The sequence below is a fragment of the Herbaspirillum sp. YR522 genome, assembly GCF_000282575.1.
Lineage (GTDB): Bacteria > Pseudomonadota > Gammaproteobacteria > Burkholderiales > Burkholderiaceae_D > Herbaspirillum.
Window position 1 is genome coordinate 14512 of sequence record NZ_AKJA01000117.1, and the last position, 21315, is coordinate 35826.

Annotated in this window: 16 protein-coding genes; 3 read left to right on the forward strand and 13 right to left on the reverse strand. The window is 60.4% G+C overall.

Going from position 1 to position 21315, the window contains the following annotated elements; translation table 11 throughout:
• Nucleotides 1-296: 296 nt before the first annotated feature.
• The 13 genes from PMI40_RS24435 to PMI40_RS16475 all read right to left on the reverse strand — a co-directional run bounded on the left by PMI40_RS24435 (nt 297) and on the right by PMI40_RS16475 (nt 18137).
• Nucleotides 297-452 carry a hypothetical protein gene (locus tag PMI40_RS24435; protein ID WP_008117529.1) on the reverse strand — a complete coding sequence of 52 codons (156 nt, stop codon included), beginning with the start codon at nt 450-452 and terminating at the stop codon, nt 297-299.
• A 140-nt stretch (nt 453-592) separates the two neighbouring features.
• A complete protein-coding gene (locus PMI40_RS16420; RefSeq protein WP_008117531.1) occupies nt 593-1510 on the reverse strand; it encodes a DUF6708 domain-containing protein in 918 nt (305 codons plus the stop codon).
• Entirely contained in the window at nt 1511-4741 is a 3231-nt protein-coding gene (locus PMI40_RS16425; protein WP_008117533.1) for a T6SS effector BTH_I2691 family protein, read from the reverse strand.
• 41 nt (nt 4742-4782) lie between these two features.
• Entirely contained in the window at nt 4783-5721 is a 939-nt protein-coding gene (locus tag PMI40_RS16430; protein ID WP_008117535.1) for a hypothetical protein, read from the reverse strand.
• A 42-nt stretch (nt 5722-5763) separates the two neighbouring features.
• Entirely contained in the window at nt 5764-8586 is a 2823-nt protein-coding gene (locus PMI40_RS16435; protein WP_008117537.1) for a type VI secretion system Vgr family protein, read from the reverse strand.
• Between the two features lie 73 nt (nt 8587-8659).
• Entirely contained in the window at nt 8660-11329 is a 2670-nt protein-coding gene (gene tssH, locus PMI40_RS16440; protein WP_008117539.1) for a type VI secretion system ATPase TssH, read from the reverse strand.
• Nucleotides 11330-11392: 63 nt separating this feature from the next.
• Complete coding sequence (tssG, locus tag PMI40_RS16445; protein WP_008117542.1) at nt 11393-12475, reverse strand: type VI secretion system baseplate subunit TssG; 1083 nt, start codon at nt 12473-12475, stop codon at nt 11393-11395.
• Entirely contained in the window at nt 12439-14283 is a 1845-nt protein-coding gene (tssF, locus tag PMI40_RS16450; protein WP_008117544.1) for a type VI secretion system baseplate subunit TssF, read from the reverse strand. Before tssF ends, tssG begins: the two co-directional genes overlap by 37 nt.
• The gene (gene tssE, locus PMI40_RS16455; RefSeq protein WP_008117553.1) at nt 14284-14772 is read right to left on the reverse strand and encodes a type VI secretion system baseplate subunit TssE; all 489 of its coding nucleotides are present in this window, start codon (nt 14770-14772) and stop codon (nt 14284-14286) included.
• A 122-nt stretch (nt 14773-14894) separates the two neighbouring features.
• Nucleotides 14895-15386 carry a type VI secretion system tube protein Hcp gene (locus PMI40_RS16460; RefSeq protein WP_008117554.1) on the reverse strand — a complete coding sequence of 164 codons (492 nt, stop codon included), beginning with the start codon at nt 15384-15386 and terminating at the stop codon, nt 14895-14897.
• Between the two features lie 32 nt (nt 15387-15418).
• The gene (gene tssC, locus PMI40_RS16465) at nt 15419-16912 is read right to left on the reverse strand and encodes a type VI secretion system contractile sheath large subunit (protein ID WP_008117556.1); all 1494 of its coding nucleotides are present in this window, start codon (nt 16910-16912) and stop codon (nt 15419-15421) included.
• Between the two features lie 11 nt (nt 16913-16923).
• Nucleotides 16924-17424, reverse strand: coding sequence for a type VI secretion system contractile sheath small subunit (gene tssB, locus PMI40_RS16470; RefSeq protein ID WP_008117558.1), 501 nt, complete (start codon nt 17422-17424; stop codon nt 16924-16926).
• Nucleotides 17425-17510: 86 nt separating this feature from the next.
• Complete coding sequence (locus tag PMI40_RS16475) at nt 17511-18137, reverse strand: hypothetical protein (RefSeq protein ID WP_008117560.1); 627 nt, start codon at nt 18135-18137, stop codon at nt 17511-17513.
• A 355-nt stretch (nt 18138-18492) separates the two neighbouring features.
• On the opposite strand from PMI40_RS16475, the gene tssJ reads away from it, so the two are divergent.
• From tssJ to icmH, 3 genes are read left to right on the forward strand one after another with little or no spacing between them, the layout of a single operon-like run.
• On the forward strand, nt 18493-19122 hold the full coding sequence (tssJ, locus tag PMI40_RS16480; RefSeq protein WP_040502224.1) for a type VI secretion system lipoprotein TssJ: 630 nt from the start codon (nt 18493-18495) through the stop codon (nt 19120-19122).
• 55 nt (nt 19123-19177) lie between these two features.
• Entirely contained in the window at nt 19178-20524 is a 1347-nt protein-coding gene (tssK, locus tag PMI40_RS16485) for a type VI secretion system baseplate subunit TssK (RefSeq protein ID WP_008117564.1), read from the forward strand.
• Between the two features lie 2 nt (nt 20525-20526).
• Nucleotides 20527-21300, forward strand: coding sequence for a type IVB secretion system protein IcmH/DotU (gene icmH / locus PMI40_RS16490; RefSeq protein WP_369770849.1), 774 nt, complete (start codon nt 20527-20529; stop codon nt 21298-21300).
• Nucleotides 21301-21315 lie beyond the last annotated feature (15 nt).

Sequence of the window (21315 nt, forward strand, 5' to 3'; positions counted from 1 at the left end):
AATCGGCCAGGTAAATTTTCATACCAAAAAGACGTCTTTGTACTGAAGCGTGAGCCCCTATTTTCCATCAAAGATCCTCACTAATTAAGGTTCCAGAAAGACGAGAAGTATCTTCACTATTGAACCGCCCCGACTTTCGCGGAGGCTATTTGGTTTAATAGCGACCAGTCGTGCTCCTGCATCTCGATCTGCTCGTAGAACAGTTTCATCGCTGCTTCGTAGTGCTTGTCGAAGGCAGCGCGATTCGGTTCGCTGTAGCGTTCGGCGATCTTTTTCCAGGCGACGTCGGCGTCTTGCTAGGCACGCTCCTTCAGGCCCAGAATCGACTTTGAGATGATCAGCGGGCGCATCACCTTGTCGGCGCAGTTCTGGCGCGCCTGGATGAAGTGCAGGCGCGCTGCGTTGAGTTCCTGCACCATGCCCGCCGGGTCGGCCAACGCCACCGCATCCATCTTACGCGCGGTGCCGAATTGCTTGGCCGTTTTTTGCTGGCAGGCCTAGATGCGGCTACTCACGGCGGCAAGATGGAAGGCAGGATAGGTTCGTTTTCGAAGTCGAAGCGAAGGTCCTCATCCAAAGTGCTCTGATAAATTCAACGAGCATCCATTTCGGCAGGCCATTGAGGCTCGGGAGCGCACTTCATCGCAATGTAATGGCAGAGGCCCATGGGCAGCCAGATCCAGAAAAACCACATCATCAACAATGCTAATAGCCAGTCAATCACACCCATCCGGTCGCGGAAATGGGTGCCTTCCACTGACGGATCAAAATAAGGCATATAGGTGAACACGCTGCGGCGTAGCGATATGCCCCGGACACGCGGTTGCGCTGGCGGCAGATTGACCACCCCCTCGATCATGTAGCGCCGGATATAGTTCCACATAGCTTGCAGGCCACGCAAGGTCACGTCGTTGCCCTTCAGAGTCAAACGATCAATCACCTCGTTGGTGCCAGGCTTGCAGATCACCAGTACCAGTGCATAGCGGGTCACGTAGGCTTTGCCGTTATAGCCGGATTGCTTGGTGATCTCGGCCTCGACGTCATGCCAGGAAAATGTCTTCATTTGCGCTCGGCGTGGGGGGAACGGCATCAGACGCACCGGGTAGTCATAGACATACACCTTGGAATCGCTGCGATCGAATCGCACTGGCATGTCGCGTGGGATACTACAGTCCAACACGATACAGGATACCGAGAAAGTCGTGCCGATGGCGATCACGCTCCAGCTAATGATAGGGAAAATCAACGCTGCATTCGGCCCAATACCAGCACGTATCAGGACCATCATCATCCAGATGAAAAAGAGTAGTCCCACGGTCCCCGTCATTAGCAATCCCCCGCGGATCACATTGCCGACACGCGACATCTCAAGGTACGTCTCATTAACCGCATTGATCTCGTCGCCCAGGGTCGGAGAATCGATATCGGGTCCAAAGGCGGTCCGGCTTTCGGGGAGATCCTCGTACCAGTGCCGGTTGGGCGGGTCGAAACGGGATTGGTCGCTACTCATTCACAACTCCTCGCTAACGGCCACTCCTGTAAGGCAAGATGGGTCCTCACTGTCTGGCCAGTAATTAATCTGCAAACTGGTCTCTTCAAATTCACCAGTATTCAAACTTGCATATCCCTGCTGCACCGCAGCCGCGACGTTACCCTTGTCGTCGAACGCCAGAGTTGGCTGGTATAAGTCGATGCTAGGCAGTTCCTTGATGTCGCCGTTGTGGAGCGACCTAGTTGCCACGTTGGCCAGCCCCCATGGAGCTATCCCGTATTTTCCACTAGAAAGCAGCACATTTCCGAACTTCTTGTGCTTGGCGTACCAGGTCCACTGATAGGCCGACTTCTTCTCGTCGAACATGCCGAAGCTGATCTTCATTCTGACATTATCGTCGGAATGGCCATCGAAATCGACCAGACCGCCCCATTTGCGGGTAATAAAACTGCGCGGGCCTACTTCCACACGCAGGCCGGCGATGATGGAGTTCAATTCGGCCACCTCAGTGGGAAACTCTGCGTCACTCCATTTTCCCTTTTCGTTGCGGTTGACGCCGAAATAGCATCTGTCTGCCCACATCTCGGCCTGAGACGATTCAGCGTTCATCGCATACCAAATAGCAGCAATCCCCAGCCCTACCAGAACGAGCGCGATGCCAATCGGTCCTAGCAGCGCGCTGGAGCCAATCGCCACGGCATAGCCACTGACGACAGCACTCAAACCGAACAGCAGGCTGGCGGCGTAATAGGCGTTACGAGCGTCTGTGTCACCGTGGGAGCCAGCCCGGCGGGCGGCGAATGCTGCCTGGATCGAGTCAACCATTCCCGAAGCCGCACCAATGAAGCCAGCCACCTTGATCAGTATCTTGCCCAACGCTTCCTTGCTCACCACTTTGAACAGCGCACCAATAGTCTCGGTGGTGGCGGCCACCACACCTAATCCTGCCGACAGCAATGACAATTGTGCTTCCTGACCTTCTGCTCCAAGCTTCTCTTTAATGTCTTTAATCGACGACTTGAACGCCCAGGCCTGGAAGATGATGGCGCCGCCAGCCAGCAGCGGTTCCTGCAGTTGACCGCCAATGCGCAGGCTCTTGCTCATCACGTCGCGCGCGAATTCCTTGGCCTGCTGCATGTTCATTTCGATACGCCGGCCTAACCCGCCCAGCTCCTGGACCACCGTATGGCTGATGATGACGCTCGATACCGCCACCGAGCGCGCGACGCTGCGCACGGCAGCCGCACCGTCCTTCATCGCCTTGTCCAGCATCGCCTTGACCGTTGCCGCCTTTTCGAAGGTCCAGATGGTGACTTCGATGAGCGCGTCGCGCACCCTGGGGTTATTGATGCTCATGGCCCCGGCAAGCACCAGCGAGCCGACTTCCTTCTTGACCTTGCCGCCGACCTGGAACGCCAGGTCGGACAGCAGCCGCTGGTACTCGCGCACCGTCATCTGCACCTTGATGAAAATCGGTTCGACATCGTTGTACAAGGTCAGCGCGGCCTGGGTGGCGCGGTGAGCGATCACGCCGGCCTGGGCAGTGATCCTGGCCTCGAGGCGCCCCACCGACCCTGAAATGGCCAGCAACACCTGCGACAGGCTATCCTTCGCCGTGCCGATGAATTCCTTGACCTTCTTCTTGACCTCTTCGCCTTCCTCCGACGCCACCAGGTTCTTGGCCGTGTCGTACAGCTTGTCGCCCTTGTTCAACTCGCCATCGGCCGGCACCAGGTAGTCCATGATGTCCTTGCGGTTACCGAACAGCGCCGGATAGATCGGCGTGTTCGGGTCGCCCACCTTGGCCGTCAACCAGGTCTGCCATACCGCTTGCGAATACTTGTCTTCGCCGGCGCCACCGGCCAGCGCCAGCGCGTAGACTTCCACCAGCCGGCGATAGTCGCTGCCGAAACTGGTGCGATAGTCCTTGAAATGGTTGGTCCACGCACTGTCCTTTGCCCACAGCGACCAGTCGTGCGCCTGCATCTCGATCTGCTCGTAGAACAGTTTCATCGCTGCTTCGTAGTGCTTGTCGAAGGCAGCGCGGTTCGGTTCGCTGTAGCGTTCGGCGATCTTTTTCCAGGCGGCGTCGGCGTCTTGCTTGGCGCGCTCCTTGCGGGTGGTAGTGATCGTGGTGCCGACGCCGCCCACGCCCAGCATCGGATCGGTATAACCGATGGTCTCGGTCTGCACGTCGGGCTGGTTCTTCTTCTTCTCGTCCATCGTCCGCACGGCCAGCGCGGTCTTCTCGAAGTAATCCTTCAGGCCCAGGATCGACTTCGAGACGATCAGCGGCCGCATTACCTTGTCGGTATAGTTCTGGCGCGCCTGGATGAAGTGCAGGCGCGCTGCATTGAGCTCCTGCACCATGCCCACCGGGTCGAACAAGGCAATGGCTGCCATCTTGCGCGCCGTGCCGAATTGCTTGGCGGTCTTCTGCTGGTACGCCTTGACGTGGCCACCCAGCGCGGCAAGCTGCCCGGCGCGCGGGTAGTTGCCGTGCAGGCTCTCCCACAGGAATTTCTCTTCCACCGTCTTTTCTGCTGACAACACCTTTGCCGTATAGGTCAGGCGCTGCTTGTACTCGGCGTCGTCGGTGGCGTATTCCTCGGTCACGTTGTGCAGCCCGGCGCAATTGTCGGTCAACTCGACGGCATTCTTCTCGGCAGCGGGGTTGGTCGCCAGCTTGGTGCAGTCGACCAGTTGCATGCGGGCGTCGGGCTTGGCCTCGAAGGCGTCCCTCACCGGCTTGCGCCAGGCGATATCGGAAAAACCGATCCAGACCTTCTTGTATCGTTCGGGAATGTTGATGAAGCTGGCAGGAATGTTATGGCCATCGCGCTTGCACGCCTCGGTCAGCGGGCGCTCGGTCTTGGCGTCGGGATCGTCCGGGTTCTTCAACAGGCGCAGGTAGCCGTCTTCGGTCACCACATAGGTCTGCCAATGCCCCTTCACGCCCAGGTAGACATGCACGAAACCCTGGCGCAACACGCGCAGCGTGTAGCGGTTGCCCTGCAATGCCTGGGCGACGAACTTTTCCATCTGCGGCAGCGATTGCAACGATGTGCCCAGGTTGGTCACATAACCCGGTTTGACGGCATAGCGCAATGGCAGGATCGGGTAGCCGCTGCGCTGGCAAAAGGTGCATTTGCCGTCCGAACCGAGCGCGCTCTTCTGGGCGCTATCGGCATTGCCGCGCAGGGTGGCGGCGCCGGTGGACGGCTTGATCTTGGTGGCGTCGGTGCCCATGTGGTTCTCCAGATACTAGTGCAGTGTGGCGTCGTGCGGCGTCAGCTCGCGTCGACGCGATAGGCGGCGATTTCATCAAGCGTGGCGTCATTCAACGCGCTGATCAGTTCGCTCAAGGTCTGCGGCCCGGCCTGCGCCTGGGCAATCGCGCGCAATGCGGCCGGATGCCCGGCCCAGCCGGATCCGATCGAAAAATCGTTCAGCGCAAAGAACACCAGGTCTTCGGTGCGCTGCAAGCCTTCATCGATGGCCCGCTGCAAGGCCCGGTCGATGGCGATCTCGGGCTTGACCGGCACCATCCGCTGCGCATCGGCCAGCGCCAGCAGGACGACCTTTGCTTCGTCGACCCGGCGCTGGGCTTTCCAATCGTTTTCATCGAGATGCTGCCTGCCTTGCCCATCCTCGGCCAGGTCGTGCGCCGTCACGCTGCGCAAGGCGCCATTGAGATCGACCCACAGCCAGTGGCTGACCGGCCCTAGCCAGCGCCGCATGAAGCCGTCCTTGCCGGCATCGGCGGCCAGCGCCAGGCGGTGCGGCTCGAACAGCGGCAGCACCCGGCGCTTGCCGAGGGTCAGGTCGAACAGTTCGCAGGCGTGGGCCAGGTGGGGCGCGAGCTCCTCGGCGCAACGCTCCGACAACAGCCATCCACAGACATCCGTGCCGTTGACGCTGGCGTGGTGGGCCTGGGCATAGGCGATACTCTGGTCCAGCAGCAACTCGTCGGGATAGCCACGGTCGCCCGGTGAAAACAACGTGACCAGGCTCGGGCAGATCTGCGGATCGTGGGCAAAGTCGGCGCGCTTGATCGTCACCGGGGTGCAGGCGATCTCGCGCCGGGCCAATTGCGACGGATGCAGCGCATCATCGACGTGGCATGGGTGGTTGCCGTCCAGCAGCAGATGGACATGGCTGGTCGGATTGACCTCGCGCAGCTGGAACAATGCTGCACGGATCTGCTCATGGAGTTGCGAGGTGCTCATTGTTGCCTTCCTTTCAGTGCGGCCGGGGCCGTGGGGCCGGCGTCACGCGCCAGTCTTGTATTCGCAATCGGCCAGCGGCCCCGGCGCCGGCATGGCCACGCTGGCACTGCTGCCCTGCGGGCCGGTCAGCTCCTTGGCGCTGGCCTTGAATTCCATGGCCCCGGGGCCGTGCACCTCGATGTTGCCACCTTCCAGCTTCAGCCAGGCTCCCTGCGCGGTCAGCAACACGTGCTGCTTGCCGACGATGCTGACATCCTTGCCCACGCTGGCCACGGTCAATGCCTTGGCCGCCGTCAGCAGCATCTGGCCGGCCTGGCTCTGCAGGCTGACCCTGCCGGAAGCGGCATGCATGGCGATGCCGGCCTCCTGGTTGGGCTTGCTCGCGTCGCTGGCCTGGCCATAGGTAAACAGGCTGATGCCGGTCTTGGCAAGGTGGTGCAGATTGCCTTGCGCTACCTGGTTGATGGCACGCCCGGCACTGATGCTGCTGGTCACGCCGGCAGCCAGGATGGCGCTGGCCGGCGTGACAGCGGCAATGCCCGACGGGCTCGACAGCTGCAATTGCGGCGCATTGAATGCGGTCGCCGCGCTGCCATCCTGCGCGCCGTTACCGGTCGATGCGCTATCGGTAGCCTTGATCACTTCGGCAGCATCGGCAAGCGACTCCACCGCGGGCAGCTTGGCGGCTTCGCCTTCGCCGTCCAGCTTGGCATTGTGCTTTTGCGCAGTCTCGGCCAGCCGCCGCTGACGCTCGCCGCCCTGCTCCAGTTGTGCCAGTGCACGGCGCACTTCCAGCTGGGCGCCGGCATCCTTGTCGGTCGAGACCAGCAGGCCGCGGCCGGCACGTAGTGCCGCGCTGTATTGCGTCTTGAGCTCGAAACCGGTGCCGGTGGCGGCAAGCCGCTGATTGTCGGTCTGCTGGCGTAGCTGGCCCAGGTTCAATTCGCTGCTGCCGTCGTGGGCATTGGCATGCTGGTGCAGCGCCACGCGCGATTGACCCGGCGTATCGTCGAACACCAACTGGTTGTAGGCGCCGCCACCGCTGGCACTGGCACCCAGCGCCTGGGTCTTGATGCCGGTCAGTACCGCGGCATGATTGTGGCCTGCGGCGTCGCCCGGGAACCACGCCGGGGCGTTGCCGGTCGCCGCGCCCGCGCCCGCGCCCTGCCCGGCCTGGTTGCCCTGGGCGTTTTTCTGGCCCTGGCCGTTATAGAGGGTACCGATGACCACCGGACGATCGATATCGCCCTCGATGAAATCGATCAGCACTTCCTGCCCGACCCTCGGTACCGCCTGGCCGCCCCAGTTGGCGCCCGCGGTGGGCGCCATACCGGCCAGCACGCGCACCCAGGTGCCGGCTTTTTCGTTGGCTGGGGCGCCGGCATGCCCTTGCGGCGTCGGCGACTGCAAGCCGCTGTGGCTGCGCTCTCCGCGTTGCCAATGGAATTGCACCCGAATACGATTGTCGCGGTCGGTATGCACCGGCTGGCCATCGATGCCGACCACAATGGCGCTCTGCTGGCCGTGCGCCAGGGGCTTGGGGTGCAGTTGCACGCCATCGCCATCGACCAGCAACGGTCGATAGGCGATCTTGCTGCGGATGGCATCGAAGCGATTGCGGTAGACGGCACGGGCATCGCCTTCGCCCACCTGCAATGCTGCCTCCCGCAAGCGGCCGGCCCCGGACTTGTCTTCATCGAAGCTGACGCTTCCCAGCAGCCTGGCGACCTGGCCGCCCAGATCGGCGGCCAGGTTGTTATGTGCCTGATGCACCACGCGCAACAGGACGAAATGGTCGTTGTCGGTGCCGTGATGATCGACGTGACCGCTCAAGGTGAAGCTGGTGCCGGCGGCGAATGCACGCACGGTACCGGCGCCGGTGAAGATCTTGTTGCGGGCCTCGATGGCCTGCATCTGGTTGGCGGCCTGGCGCTCTGCCTGTTGCCGGTTTTCGTTGGCGTACACACCGGGCGCATCACGACTGGCCAGCACCAGCTGGTCGCTGGCATTGTCGGCATTGCCGCTGGCCGCAGCTTCGCGCACCGCTGCCTGGCGGTAGTCCCAGGTCAGGATCTCGACCGAATTGGTCTGCCAGCGGCGCACGCTGCGCCAGTGGTCGATATTGTCTTGCGCGATCACCGCCCCGACCTTCGAGAAAGCGACGTCACTGCGCGGGTTGCGCTTGAAGCTGCCGTTATGGTCGGCGATCACCACGGTATGCGTGCCCCGGCTGGCGCTGCTGCTATCGCCCTGGTGCTCGATGTAGTAGAACATGCCTTCTTCGGCCAGCAGGCGCGTGACGAAATCGAGGTCGCTCTCCTGGTATTGCGTCGTCAGGCTGCGCCTGGCATAGACCTCGGGATCCTGCAGATCGAACCGCCATTGCGGCTGCAACTTGCCCTGCCCCTGATAGTCGCGAAACACCGATTCGACGATCTCCGGCACTGTCATATCCTGGTAGATCGCACTGTCCCGCCGGTACCGCAGGAACGACAACCAGGGCTCTATCGTCAGCCGGTAGCGCGCCATGCCGCCGTTGGCGCCTGCGATGCGGCAGTCGGTGACGATTCCATGAAAATGGCGTGGCTGGCCATCGGTATCGAGTTCCAGCAAGGCTGGCTGTCCCACCAGCTTGCGCAGCGAGATATCCGCGTTCAGGCTGAGGCACGCCAGTTGCAGGCGATAGCCCGCCATGGAATGGTCGATATCGGCGACGTCCTCCACTGGGCCGACGCCCTCTACCGCCTGCAGCGCCTCGGCCATCAACGCATCGGGACCATACTCGGCGTCCAGCGTAGTAAACAGCCGCATGACGCGGCTCGACTGGTTCCACGCGCCCAGCATGGATGCGATATCGAAGCTCATCGCCGCCCCCTTGTGGTCATCCTGGGCGCAATATCGACGTCAATGGTGCTGGGCCGGGTCATCGGGTCCTCGCTTACTGGATGGTGTACTTGAAATCGCCCTTCTTGCTGGCGGAAACCTTGATGCGGCTGATGGCGCTGCCCTCGGCCATGCGCGCCAGCACACTCTCGGCGATCTCCGGCAGCAAGCTGCCGTTGAGGATGTTATCGACATTGCGCGCCCCTGAGTCGACTTCGGTGCAGCGCGCCAGCACCGCCTCGACCAGCGCCTTGTCGTGCGTGAATTCGGCCTTGTGATTGGTCGCTATACGCTTGCCGATGCGCGCCAGCTTCAGGTTGATGATCTCCACCAGCACATCGTCGGCGATCGGGTAATACGGAATCACCTTCAGGCGGCCCAGAAACGCGGGCTTGAACGCCTTGACCAATTGCGGGCGAATCAGCTGGTCCAGCTCGTCCGGTGTCGGCAGTTCGTCGGCCGGCTTGTTGAGGCAGGCTTGCATCATCTGCGACGAGGCGACGTTGCTGGTCAGGATGATGATGGTGTTCTTGAAATCGATCTCGCGCCCTTCGCCATCATCCATGACGCCCTTGTCGAACACCTGGAAGAACAGCTCCAGCACATCCGGGTGGGCTTTTTCGACCTCGTCGAGCAGTACCACGCTGTAGGGATTGCGCCGCACCGCCTCGGTCAGCACGCCGCCTTCGCCATAGCCGACATAACCGGGGGGCGAGCCTTTGAGGCCCGACACGCTATGCGCCTCCTGGTATTCGCTCATGTTGATGGTGATCAGCTTGCGTTCGCCGCCGTACAGGGCGTCGGCCAGCGCCAGCGCAGTCTCGGTCTTGCCCACGCCGGAGGGCCCGACGAACAGGAACACGCCCTTGGGCTTGCTCGGATCGTCCAGGTTGGCGCGCGACGTGCGAACCCGTTGCGCCACTGCCGCCATCGCATGCGGCTGGCCCAGCACCCGTTCCTTGAGCACGGCATCCAGACCGAGCACGGTCTTGATTTCATCCTTGACCATCTTGCCCAGCGGGATACCGGTCCAGCCGGCCACGATCTCGGCCACCACATGACCATCGACCTGCACCGGCACCATCGGGGTCTCGCCCTGATGCGACTTCAACTGCTCGAACAACTGTTTCAATTCGGCCCGGGCACGGTCGGCGTCGTCGGTGCCGGTGCGGTTCTGGTGGGCTTGCTCGAGCGCCGCACGGGCTTTCTGGATCTGTTCGTTCAGACCGCGTTCGACATCCCAGCGCGCGCTGAGCTGCTCGCGCTCGGCGCTGGCGGCCTGGTGGGCGGCCTGCAACTCGGCGATACGCTGCTGGTGCGCCGAACCGCTGGCGGCTTCGCGCTCGAGCGCGGCAATTTCGGCATCCAGGCGCTGCAGGCGACGCGTCACCCCTTCCAGCAATGCAGGAGTGGCATTCTGGCCCAATGCGACCTTGGCGCACGCGGTGTCGAGCACGCTGATGGCCTTGTCCGGCAGCTGGCGGCCGCTGATATAACGGTGCGACAGGCGCACCGCTTCGACGATCGCGTCGTCATAGACCCGCACGCCGAAATGCCGCTCCATCAACGGCGCCATCGCCCGCAGCATGGCGCACGCGACTTCTTCGCTCGGTTCCTCTACCTTGATGACCTGGAAACGCCGCGCCAGCGCTGCATCCTTCTCGAAGTATTTCTTGTACTCGCTCCAGGTCGTGGCGGCAATGGTGCGCAGTTCGCCACGCGCCAATGCCGGCTTGAGCAGGTTGGCCGCGTCGTTCTGCCCGGCCTGGCCACCGGCGCCGATCATCGTGTGCGCCTCGTCGATGAACAGGATGATGGCGTGCGGGCTCTTGCGCACTTCATCGATGACGTTCTTGAGCCGGTTCTCGAACTCCCCCTTGACGCTGGCGCCGGCCTGCAGCAGCCCCATGTCGAGCGTATGGATCTCGACGGCCGCCAACGCTTCCGGAACGTCGCCTTCGGCAATGCGCAACGCCAGGCCTTCCACCACGGCCGTCTTGCCCACGCCGGCCTCGCCGGTGAGGATCGGGTTATTCTGGCGACGGCGCAGCAGGATATCGATCGCCTGACGGATCTCGGCATCGCGACCGATCACCGGATCGATCTTGCCATCGCGTGCGCGCTGGGTCAGGTTGGTGGTGTATTGGTCCAGCGCAGGTGTCTTGCCCGCGCCGCCCGGGCGCAGCTCGCCTACGGGGTCGCCGCCGTCGCCGGCTGCGTCCGCGTCCTGCTGGTGAGAAGCGCCAGTCGCCTCGACCGATCCCTCGCTGAGCTTGGCCAGGTCATGCTTGAGTTCATCCAGCTTGAACTTGGTGAACAGCTTGGAGCCGCGATAGGCCAGTTGCGCCAGATCGGGCTGGGTCAGCAACGCCAACAACAGATGACCGCTGCGCACGCTTGGGTTTTGGCCATCCAGCGAGGCGATCAGCCAGCCATGCTCGAACAATGTCTGCAGGTGCGGCGACAACACAGGGGTGCGCGTATTGCCATTCTTGAAACGGCTTATTTCGTTTTCCAGATCGGCTTGCAGGCTGTCGATGCTGATGCCGCTACGGCGAGCGATCAGGCTGAAGTCCGATTGCGGCGTCTCCAGCAACGCCAGGAACAGGTGTTCCAGGTCGACCTCGTATTGGCCGCGCGACATGCACAAGCTGGCGGCGCGCTCGGTGGCGATGCGCGACGTGTCATTGAGCTTGCTGATCAGCGATTTCAGATTGATGCCCATATCTTGTTGTTTTCCTTGATGATGTCGAATGTCGTGGTGGCCGAGGCCACCCCACCTGGTAACTCAATGCAGCTTTATCTCGTAGCAGATATCGGCCCGGTCCTGCGTCTGGGCGCGCGTGGCGACGAAACTGTCCCATCCCAGCCGGCCCCCGCTGCGCTGTGCGCTCAGATCGACGCCGCGCACGTCTTCGGCGCGAAGCACCAACTGGATCTCGTATTCGAGCGCCGAGCCGGTGAACATGCCCAGCATGCGCGAGAGCGCTTGCGATCCCGCCGCGCCGGGCAGAAACTGCTCGAAATCGGCCATGGGCAGCGGTCCGATGCGCAACCGCATGCGCAGGTCGCGTTGCCAGACACGGGCACCGGCCATGGCGCTGCCCAGCGACGAATTGGTTGCGCCCAATGCGGTCTGGTGTTCGCGCGGCACGTCATACCAGCTGCCGACGAATTGCTCGACCTGCAATGGCACGGAAAAATAGTCGCCCAGCACGCGCTGCATGTAGAAGGCCGACGCCGGGCGCTGGCGCAAGGCACCCGCAAAATGCCCCAGCGACTCGTCGTGTATGCCACGACCATCGGCTTGCAGCAAGCGCTCGCGCAACGATGGAAAACCCAGTCCCGCCAGCGACATCAGCAATGGCAAGAACTTGTCGCGGCGTCCTGCTTCGTATTGGAAGGCCAGACGGTACTTGCTCCATGCCTGGTAGAACAGGCCCAGCGAACGGGTTGAAAACGCGTCGAGAAAGGCCCTCGGCCCTTCGTCGCGCTGTTCGGCCTGATGGCGGGCAATGCGTTCGGTGTAATGCGCCGGCATCGACCCGCTGCCGCCCAGGAAACCCATGAACGTCGGCGTCAACCTCACATATTTCAGTTCGCCGCTACGCAAGGCGCGTCCCATGTCGGCCACCGAGCCCTGGGCTTGCGGCGGCCAGGTGTCGATATGCTCGATTTCACTGGCCGGGAAGCCGAGCACGGTACGATTGGCAAAGCGCAGGAAATCGCTTACCGCACGCTCGGGCGGGACGCCATTACGCTTGAACCAAAGCTCGATCATGCGCACCGCCTGGAAGAACTGGAAGCGGTGCGGCGCAGCGAACAGGCGCTCGATTACGCTAGGCTCAAATCTCCGCTGCGTGGCTTGCATTTCAACAACTCCTCCCCTGTTCTTTTCGAGTACACGCTCAACTGCGTAAAGCTGTTGGCCTGCACGTACAGCCCCATGAAACGATCGATCACGCCGGCAAACGCGTGCAACCCGCTGCCGACAAAGCCTTCTTCATCCAGCGTCAGCTTGACTTCGATACCGCGCACCAGGCTGGCAAAGGGCTTGCCGGGCAACCAGGCAGTGGCCGCCTTGTGATCGAGTGCGGCAATGGCGCCGATCTGGCGTTGCGAAATCGGCGAATTCGACAGGTCGTACAGGGTCAGCATTTCCTGGAATGCCGCCAATCCGGCACGCACCAGCGACAGGTGATTGAGCGAAAGATGTGAAATGAGTCGCCAGTGGGCGCCACGTCCCCGCTCGAACCGGGCCGGCAATGTCGGCTTGCGCAGCAACGCCACCGAGCGCACCACGCCGCCGCCTTCGAGCTGCAGGTCGCCGCCCTGCAAACCATAGGTCAACAGGGCCGGCAAGTCGCGATTGGTGCACGTCAATTCGATACTCAAGGTATCGGTCTCGACATGCGCCGGATCGAAATCGATGTCGACGATCGATATCTCGGTCTCGTAACCGGGGCTCTTCAAGGCCACCAGTTCATCGCGACGATAGGCCCAGTAATGGCCTTCGCGCTGCGGCGACTGGCCATGGCGCAATGAGTAGAACGGCCGGAATTCGGTCACCGACTCGCCCTGAGGCGTCTGCCTTACCAATTGCACGGAATCGATCGAATAGACTTCGTAACCGAATGCGCGACGGGAATCCGCGACGACCGGATAGTAAGCGCCGGCATGCGTGATCCGGATCGGATCGCCACGCTGGCGAAAAAGGTTGATGACCGGCGTGCAACCCAGCAGCAGGTTATCGGCGGTGGTTGCACCAAGTTGACGCGCGATGTGCGAATCGGCCCTGAGACCGGACATGCCCAGGTGCAAGGTAAAACTCTTGGCGCCGGCAGGCAGCGCTGCCAGTATCGACGCTATGTCGACATCAAAGAAATTGAATTTCTCGGGAAACGAAAAATACTCGGTCAACAAGCGGTAGGCCGGATGCGAACGCGCAGGGAATTCGATCAACGCGTCTTCCTCGGCGAAGCCCACTTCCGACAGCGGCGGCTGGCGCAGTGCGGTCCAGCGTCCACTGCGAGGGATCTCGACCCAGGCCGAAACGGTGCGCATGAACAGGCTGTCGCGTAATGCGGCGCAAAACGACGCTTCGCCATCGATGAAGACACGCAACGCGCCCAAGCCCAATTGGGCCAGCGTCACCTGGTCCGACGCGACCTCGATGGTGAGCGACAAGGACGAGGTGACCGACGTCGGCAGCACCACCGCCTCGGGCGCCGCAATGATGGGCGAAAAACTGGCGCTGGCCATGCGGATCGGCGCCACGGTCACGTCGTAGACAGTCTGGAATTTGCAGGTCACGCCCTTGACCTGGCGCGTCGACAATGGCGTACCACGCGCGATCTTGCCGGCAGTGGTGAGCTGCGAAGCCGACGCCGAGTAATCCATGCGGGCGATCGAGCAGGACGGGAACGGACGCAGGTAATGCGGATAGAGCACTTCGAACAGCGCTTCCGTGAACTCGGGATAGTCGTCGTCGAGACGCTTCGACACCCGCGCGTTGAGCAATGCATACGACTGGATCATGCGCTCGATGTGCGGGTCTTCACAGACCTCGCCCGACATCAGCAGGCCGCCTGCGATCTTCGGGTAGCGCTCGGAAAACTCCCGCGAATAGCGACGCAGGAAACTCAACTCGCGCTCGTAATAGGGCAGCAGCTCTTGCATTTAGATTCCTATGCGCGTCGGACGCGTCTTGCTGATCGAGTACTGCAACGTCGACGGCTGCAACACGGCGTCGAAGCTGACTGCCTCGCGCGCAGCATTGACCACCAGCAAGGCGCTGATGGCAAAATTAAGCCGGTTGATGGCGCCTTCGCGTATCTCGAGCGTAGCGCGCACATTACGCAGACGAGGCTCGTGGCGGGCGATGGCCCCTTCCAGCGAACGGCAGATGGCATTGCGATCATCGATGCTGGCCAGGCTCATGCCGGCGAAATCGTTCAACCCGTAGGCCACAATGGATTTTCCGCATTCGGGGAAATTCTTGAGCAGATCCTCGGGGATGACCGCGCGCGTGTTGAGCATCGCCTCCAGGTCGCGTGCTACGGTATCCTTAAGTTCTTCTATCGACAGGCGACTGATGACGGGATTGGCGGCTGACCTTGCGCTATCGTTCATCAGGCGATCAAACAGGCTGGGGGCGAAGCCTTTCATATGCCTTATCCGATTGTTATTGATTTGCGCGTTTGATGCGGTTCTTCATCGTGCGCCGGCGTTCGGGCGCAGATGGACGCGACTGGCACGTACACGACTAATGTCCATGCCAGTCGAATGCCTTAGATGACCTTGTTGGTCGACAGGTCCCAGCCACCCGAGGTGTTACCCGCGGTACCGCCGTCCTTCTTCTGCTGTGTGTACTTCCACTTGACCGTGGAATACTTCAGGCCAACGGTCTCGCCCAGGATCTCGCCGGCCTTGATCGATGGCGACACGCTGCTGATGAGCACATTGGTCAATTCGATCTCGAAATAGCGAACGCGCTCGCCCTTGCCGTCGGCTCGCATGAACTCCAGCTTGGCCTTGGGAATGGTCTTGCCCGAGGACGAATTCTGCAGCAGCAGCGGCGACGAGAGGTCGGCCACCTTGGTGATCAGAATATCGGTGTGCTCGCAACGCTCGGCGGTATGGCCGCCGGCGGTGGAAGCCGTCGCAGATTTTGGCTGCAGGACTTCCCAGTCGACGGTCTTGCATTCGATCCAGTCCTTGTGAAGGTCATCGGTCGATTCGCCTTTGATACCGTCAATTTGCAGATAGACGTCAATTGCCATAACTTATCCTGTGAAGAGTGAGGGAGTGAAAGTCAGGACTTGCTTGCCTGCGGCAACTCCGCCACCAGGCGCAGCGACACAGACAACTCATCCAGCTGAAAATGCGGACGCAGGAACGACACGGCGCGATAAACGCCTGGCCGTCCCGGCACTTCCGACACTTGTACGGAGGCCTCCCGCAGCGGAAACTGCGCCTTGGCTTCCTGCGTGGCGTTGTCATCCAACAGCACGTATTGGGCGATCCAGCGATTGAGAAAATCTTCCACATTCGATGCGGCGGCAAAGCTGCCGATCTTGTCGCGCATCATGGACTTCATGTAATGCGCGATACGCGATACAGCGAAGATGTATTGCAGCTGGGAAGACAGCACTGCATTGGCATTGGCGGCATCGGTGTTGTATTTCTTGGGCTTTTGGGCCGACTGGGCGCCGAAGAACGCGGCATAGTCCGTGTTCTTGCAGTGGACCAGCGAAATGAAGCCGAGATCGGAGAGCTCTTTTTCGCGGCGATCGGTGATGGCGATTTCGGTCGGGCACTTGAGCGCCACTTCGCCTTCGTCGGTCTTGAAGGTATGCGTGGGCAAGTCTTCGACCAGTCCTCCGCCTTCGACGCCCCGGATGGCAGCGCACCATCCGAAATCCTCGAAGGCCTTCGTCAGCTTGGTACCGAAAGCGTACGCGGCATTGCACCAGAGATATTTAGAGTGGTCGCTGCCATCGACATCCTCGACGAAGTTGAAGCCTTCGACGGTGGTGCCATCCTTCGGGTTGTAAGGCAGGCGCCCCAGGAACCGCGGCAAGGTCAGGCCGACATAGCGCGAATCCTCGGATTCGCGGAACGACTTCCACTTGGCGTATTCGACCGTGTCGAACACCTTGGAGAGGTCGCGCGGCTTGCCGAGATCGGAATACGTTTCCAGGCCGAACAGCTCCGGCGATGCGGCCGAGATGAATGGCGCATGCGATGCTGCGGCGATGCGCGACATCTGCTCGATGAAATACATGTCTTCCGGCTGGCGGGTAATTTCGAAGTCGCCCAGCAGAGCGCCGAAAGGCGCGCCGCCGAAGGTGCCGAATTCCTCTTCGTAGACCTTCTTGAACATGGCGCTCTGGTCGAACTCGAGCGCGGAGTTGAAATCCTTGACCAGTTCCTTCTTGGTGGCATTGAGAATCTTGATTTTCTGATTCTCTCCAACGGTGGTGTTCCTGACCAGATAATTCAGGCCGGTCCAGCTGCCTTCCAGTTTCTGGAACTCGGGCGCATGCATGATGGCGCTCACCTGCGCCGACACCAGGCGATCCAGTTCGGCAATGCGGGCATCGATGGTGGCAGACAGGTTGTCGGAGACGACCACCGTGCCATCCATGACCTGATTGACCAATTCGGAAATCAGGTCCTTGGCACGTGCATGCTCGGAAGTGGACTTGGCGACCTTGCTCTGCTCGACGATATCGTCGAGCAGGCTAGCGCCGGGCGCATCGGCAGCAACCGCGCCTACAGCTTCTGGATTGAGTTGAGCGGACATGGCGATCTCTGTTATTTGGAGGTTTGCTTGCTGAGTTCCTGCAGTTTCTCGGTACTGTTGAGTACGTCGCTGAGGATGTCTTCGAGCTTGTCGTTGCCCGCGATCTTGTTACGCAGGTCAGCCAGCTTGGTGCGCGCCTCGAGCAGCTTGCGCAACGGCTCGACCTGCTGCACGACCGATTCTGGACGAAAATCATCCATCGACCGGAATTTGAGCTCGACCGCGAATTCTCCACCCTTGTCGGACAGCTCGTTGGCCACCCGATAGACAGCGCGTGGCTCGATCCCCTTCATGACTTCATCAAAGTTGTCGGGGTCGATATTGACGAACTTGCGTTCTTTCAGCCGCGGCTGAGGCACTTCCGAATTGCCGCCAAAGTCACCGACCACGCCGGTGACGAAGGCCAGCTCTTTCTTCTCGATTGCATCGCCAATCTCGACGTCATAGGTCATCTGGACCCGAGGTGGCCGGACCTTCTGAAGTTTCTTCTGGATGCTTTCTCTTTTTGCCATGACTACTCCGCTTCGGTTTAAGTTACGCGGCCACTTCCGTTAGGAAGAGGCCGGATAAAAGCAGGCTCGAAAGCCCACTCCCTGGCTTATTTGAGATTGCCAAAGGGATTGGGGCCACTGCCACCAGTGCTGGTCGCGCCGCCTGCGGCGTCGCCCGAAGTCGTCGCGGCGGGCGCAGCCTTGCGCTGATTGCGCGAACGCGTCTTCGCTACCGGTGCAGGCTTGGGAGGGGGCACCAGTGTGGTCTCGCCAAGGTTTTCACGCAGCATCTTGGTCAGGTCCTGGGCTTCTGTCTTGACCGATCCGTTCAGCGCATTCTGGGTGCGCAGATCGTTCAGGGACTTGGTCGCCAGGCGCAGACCGCTGACGGTAATGATGCTGGTGGCCACCTTGTCGGCGGGATCGCGCTTGAGCGCCTCCTGTGCATTGACGATCGCATCGCTGTAGTCACCGGCATCGAAGCGGATCTGCGCAATGCGCAACCATGGAGTCTTGTCAGCAGGATAACGGGTTGCCACTGCCTTGAGCACCGTGACTGCCTCATCCGACTTGCCTTCCGCCTGGGCGGTGTTGGCTTGGGCAACCCCGCTTTCCAGCGTGTTCTTGGCCTCTTCTTCCGGCTTGGGCTGCGGCGCCTGACTTGCGCACCCACTGAGTACCGCCAACATCAACGCTGGAATGATCAAGCCTGTTTTTATTTTGCTGACGCGCATACCGAGTTGCTCCTTTTTTGCATGTATTAAATCCACACACACGTGAGGGACGTGCATGCATAGGTTAAAGACAGCCTCTACCGCAGACTGACTTATCTTTTTAACAATGAGAAAACTAAATGTATTAGCCAGGAAAAATACGTACCCGAGCGCACTTTTTGGCGGCGATGTGCTCCAATCGCGACTGTCAGGGTTCTCCCCGAGTTAATAATTTTTGTAACTTGAACTTTATGTTGCCCAAACGTATCGCATAGACCAGCATCCGTAGGTGCAGTTCCTTGAAGTGTAAAAACTTATTAAAAAAATTCGAGTCCTGATCCAGGGCTAAAACAAGGTAGATACAGCTGGGGTTGAGGTGAAAAATAATTTAATTGGCTTTCTATTAACATCAATTGTAGTTGTCATGATTTCAGGTTGTGCAGCGGTCGGTGCCGCATCCGCGGTAGCTTCCGTCGGAAAGTCCACGCTGGAGGCGCTAGGACTGAAGAAACCGGATACGCCAGAGGTGCCCGATGCGATGAAGCAGCCACGCACGGTGCCCATAAAGTTGCATGCAAGCAAGGCATTGAACCAGGATAGCCAGCGACGTGCACTGGCTCTGGTGGTTAAAATATATAAGCTCCGGCAGAACATTAGTTTCCAGCAAGCGTCATATGACACATTCCTGAACGCCCAGAAGGAAAAAGAGGCCCTCGGAGCAGATCTTCTCGAGGTAAAGGAAGTCACCCTGGTTCCGGGCCAACGCTACGAAATCTCCGAAAAAGTTACGTACGAAGCCGGGTATATCGGCGTTGTGGCGCTATTTGTGAGCCCTGACCCGCAGCGCTGGAGGGCGACCTTCAAGGCCGACGATTCCGAGAAGAACGGTATTCTCGTCGGCTTGCAGTCATGTTCCCTGACGATCGGCGCGGGTGCCGCTGCGGTGGATACGCAAGGCAAGCCGCTGGAAAAGAACCTGATGTTGGCACCAGTGCAGTGTCGTTGAAAATCAAACAACAATTAGATGCAGCTATATCAACTAACAAAACGGGGCAAGACAATTGAAACACTCTAATAAAGTCCTCTGGGGCGAAGGCCTGTTCCTGCGCCCGCAACATTTCCAGAGACAGGACCACTACCACGAGACCCGCCTGCACCAGACTGCATCTGCCCTGAATCCGTATGGCTGGGGCGTGGGCTCGCTCCAGATCGATGTCGATGCACTTAACAATAATACGTTGCGCATCCTTGAATTGTCGGCAATCTTCCAGGACGGTGAGATCTACAAGGCGCCCGACAGCGACGACCTGCCCGACCCTGTTGAGCTTGCCGATATTCCGCTGGCCCAGCAAACGGTCACTTTCTATGCCGCCCTGCCGGCCCTCAAGAGCTTTGGCGGCAACTTCGCCCCCGCTGCCGGCGGCAATCACTCCACGCGTTACCTGCAAGACAACATCGAGACTGCGGACCTGTTTACCGATGCCGCAAAAGCCGAAATGGCGTACCTGAAAAAAGCGGTGCGTATCGTCTCCGAAAACGAACCACGCGATTCTCTGGTCTGCATCCCCGTGGCTCGGCTGCGTCGCGCCTCTTCGGCGGGCTTCGAGCTGGATCCCGCGTTCGTGGCACCGAGCCTTTCGATCAACGCTTCGCCACTGCTGTTCTTACGCCTTCGCAGGTTGATGGACGCTTTGCAGGCAAAGGTCAGCGCCTTGTACGGCCATCACCGGGAGCCGAGCAAGAATGTGGTCGAGTTCCGCTCTGGCGATATCACTTCGTTCTGGCTATTGCATACCTCCAGCACCGCCTACGCCAACCTTTCCCACTATCTAAACAATCCGCTGCTGCATCCGGAGCGACTGTATGAACAGTTGCTCAACCTGGGTGGATCGCTGATGACTTTTTCCAAGAACTTTTCGCTGGCGGACCTGCCTGCCTATGACCATCGTGACCCGGGCCCGTCATTTGCCAAGCTCGATGGCATCATCCGCGAGCTGCTCGATACGGTCATCTCGTCGCGCTACTTTGCCATTGCCCTGACCGAAACCAAGCCGTCCTATCACCTCGGCATGCTCGACTCGGGGAAGATCGACGACAAGACCAATTTCTACCTGGCCGTCAATGCCGACCTGCCCGCCATCGAACTGGTCGAGGTGGTGCCCCTGCGGCTGAAGATCGGCGCGCCGGAGGACGTCGAGAAATTCGTGCTGGCGGCGCTGCCGGGCGTGAAACTGGTGCACTCGCCGCAGGTGCCTGCCGCATTGCCGGTTCGTCCCGATACGTATTACTTCGCGCTTGAGAACAAGGGCGCGATGTACGAGCGCATGTTGCAGGCGCAGTCGATCTGCATCTATGCTCCATCCGGCATTCGCGATCTCAAGCTCGAACTTCTGGCGGTGACACAATGAACATGACTTCTGCCCCTTCCCTGCTCGACCAGGACCAACCCCCGCCATCGTATGTCGCCAGCGCCCCGATCAATGCGCACTCGCTGCTCGATCTGATGTACGACGGTTTCTATGCCCTGTTCATGCTCAAGAGCGGTAGCGCTCCGCTGGACGAGGCTTCGTTCTCGGTCAAGATGCAGAAATTCCTTGGCGATGTGGAGCGTAATGCAAAGAAGCTCGATGTCTCGCCCGAAGATGTCTATGCCGCCAAATATGCCTTCTGCGCATCGGTCGACGAAATCATCCTGCGCTCCACCTTCGGCATTCGGGACGCCTGGGAAAGGCGACCGCTGCAACTGACCATGTTCGGTGACCAATTGGCCGGAGAAAATTTCTTCAAGCAGCTCGAGGACCTGCGGGTCAAGGGCAACGCACACGTGCAGGCGCTGGAGGTATTCCACATGTGTCTCTTGCTTGGGTTCCAGGGCAAATATGCGTTGGAAGGCCCGGAGAAGCTCAATTACCTCACCGCCCGACTGGGTGACGAGATCGCCCATCTGAAGGGCAAGAGCGCCGGCTTCGCGCCGCACTGGGCGCGTCCCGATGCCATCATCAACAAGCTGCGCAACGATGTTCCGTTGTGGGCAGTGGCTTCCTTGTTTGCATTGATTGCGCTGTTCGCCTACCTGGGACTGAACTGGATGCTCACCGGCGCCACCGAGAACGGCCTGGCCGGCTACACCGACATCGTCAAGCTGGCCCCGCGCACCGCCAACCTGACCATCACCTTGCCGTGATGATGGCTGCCCCGT

What these genes read in the sequence shown, in the direction of transcription:
- tssB (WP_008117558.1), bottom strand. Translation starts at nt 17,424, where the DNA reads ATGGCAAAAAGAGAAAGCATCCAGAAGAAACTTCAGAAGGTCCGGCCA.
- icmH (WP_369770849.1), top strand. Translation starts at nt 20,527, where the DNA reads ATGACTTCTGCCCCTTCCCTGCTCGACCAGGACCAACCCCCGCCATCG.
- tssH (WP_008117539.1), bottom strand. Translation starts at nt 11,329, where the DNA reads ATGGGCATCAATCTGAAATCGCTGATCAGCAAGCTCAATGACACGTCG.
- PMI40_RS16420 (WP_008117531.1), bottom strand. Translation starts at nt 1,510, where the DNA reads ATGAGTAGCGACCAATCCCGTTTCGACCCGCCCAACCGGCACTGGTAC.
- PMI40_RS16430 (WP_008117535.1), bottom strand. Translation starts at nt 5,721, where the DNA reads ATGAGCACCTCGCAACTCCATGAGCAGATCCGTGCAGCATTGTTCCAG.
- tssG (WP_008117542.1), bottom strand. Translation starts at nt 12,475, where the DNA reads ATGCAAGCCACGCAGCGGAGATTTGAGCCTAGCGTAATCGAGCGCCTG.
- PMI40_RS16460 (WP_008117554.1), bottom strand. Translation starts at nt 15,386, where the DNA reads ATGGCAATTGACGTCTATCTGCAAATTGACGGTATCAAAGGCGAATCG.
- tssE (WP_008117553.1), bottom strand. Translation starts at nt 14,772, where the DNA reads ATGAAAGGCTTCGCCCCCAGCCTGTTTGATCGCCTGATGAACGATAGC.
- PMI40_RS16435 (WP_008117537.1), bottom strand. Translation starts at nt 8,586, where the DNA reads ATGAGCTTCGATATCGCATCCATGCTGGGCGCGTGGAACCAGTCGAGC.
- tssC (WP_008117556.1), bottom strand. Translation starts at nt 16,912, where the DNA reads ATGTCCGCTCAACTCAATCCAGAAGCTGTAGGCGCGGTTGCTGCCGAT.
- tssF (WP_008117544.1), bottom strand. Translation starts at nt 14,283, where the DNA reads ATGCAAGAGCTGCTGCCCTATTACGAGCGCGAGTTGAGTTTCCTGCGT.
- PMI40_RS16425 (WP_008117533.1), bottom strand. Translation starts at nt 4,741, where the DNA reads ATGGGCACCGACGCCACCAAGATCAAGCCGTCCACCGGCGCCGCCACC.
- PMI40_RS24435 (WP_008117529.1), bottom strand. Translation starts at nt 452, where the DNA reads ATGGATGCGGTGGCGTTGGCCGACCCGGCGGGCATGGTGCAGGAACTC.
- PMI40_RS16475 (WP_008117560.1), bottom strand. Translation starts at nt 18,137, where the DNA reads ATGCGCGTCAGCAAAATAAAAACAGGCTTGATCATTCCAGCGTTGATG.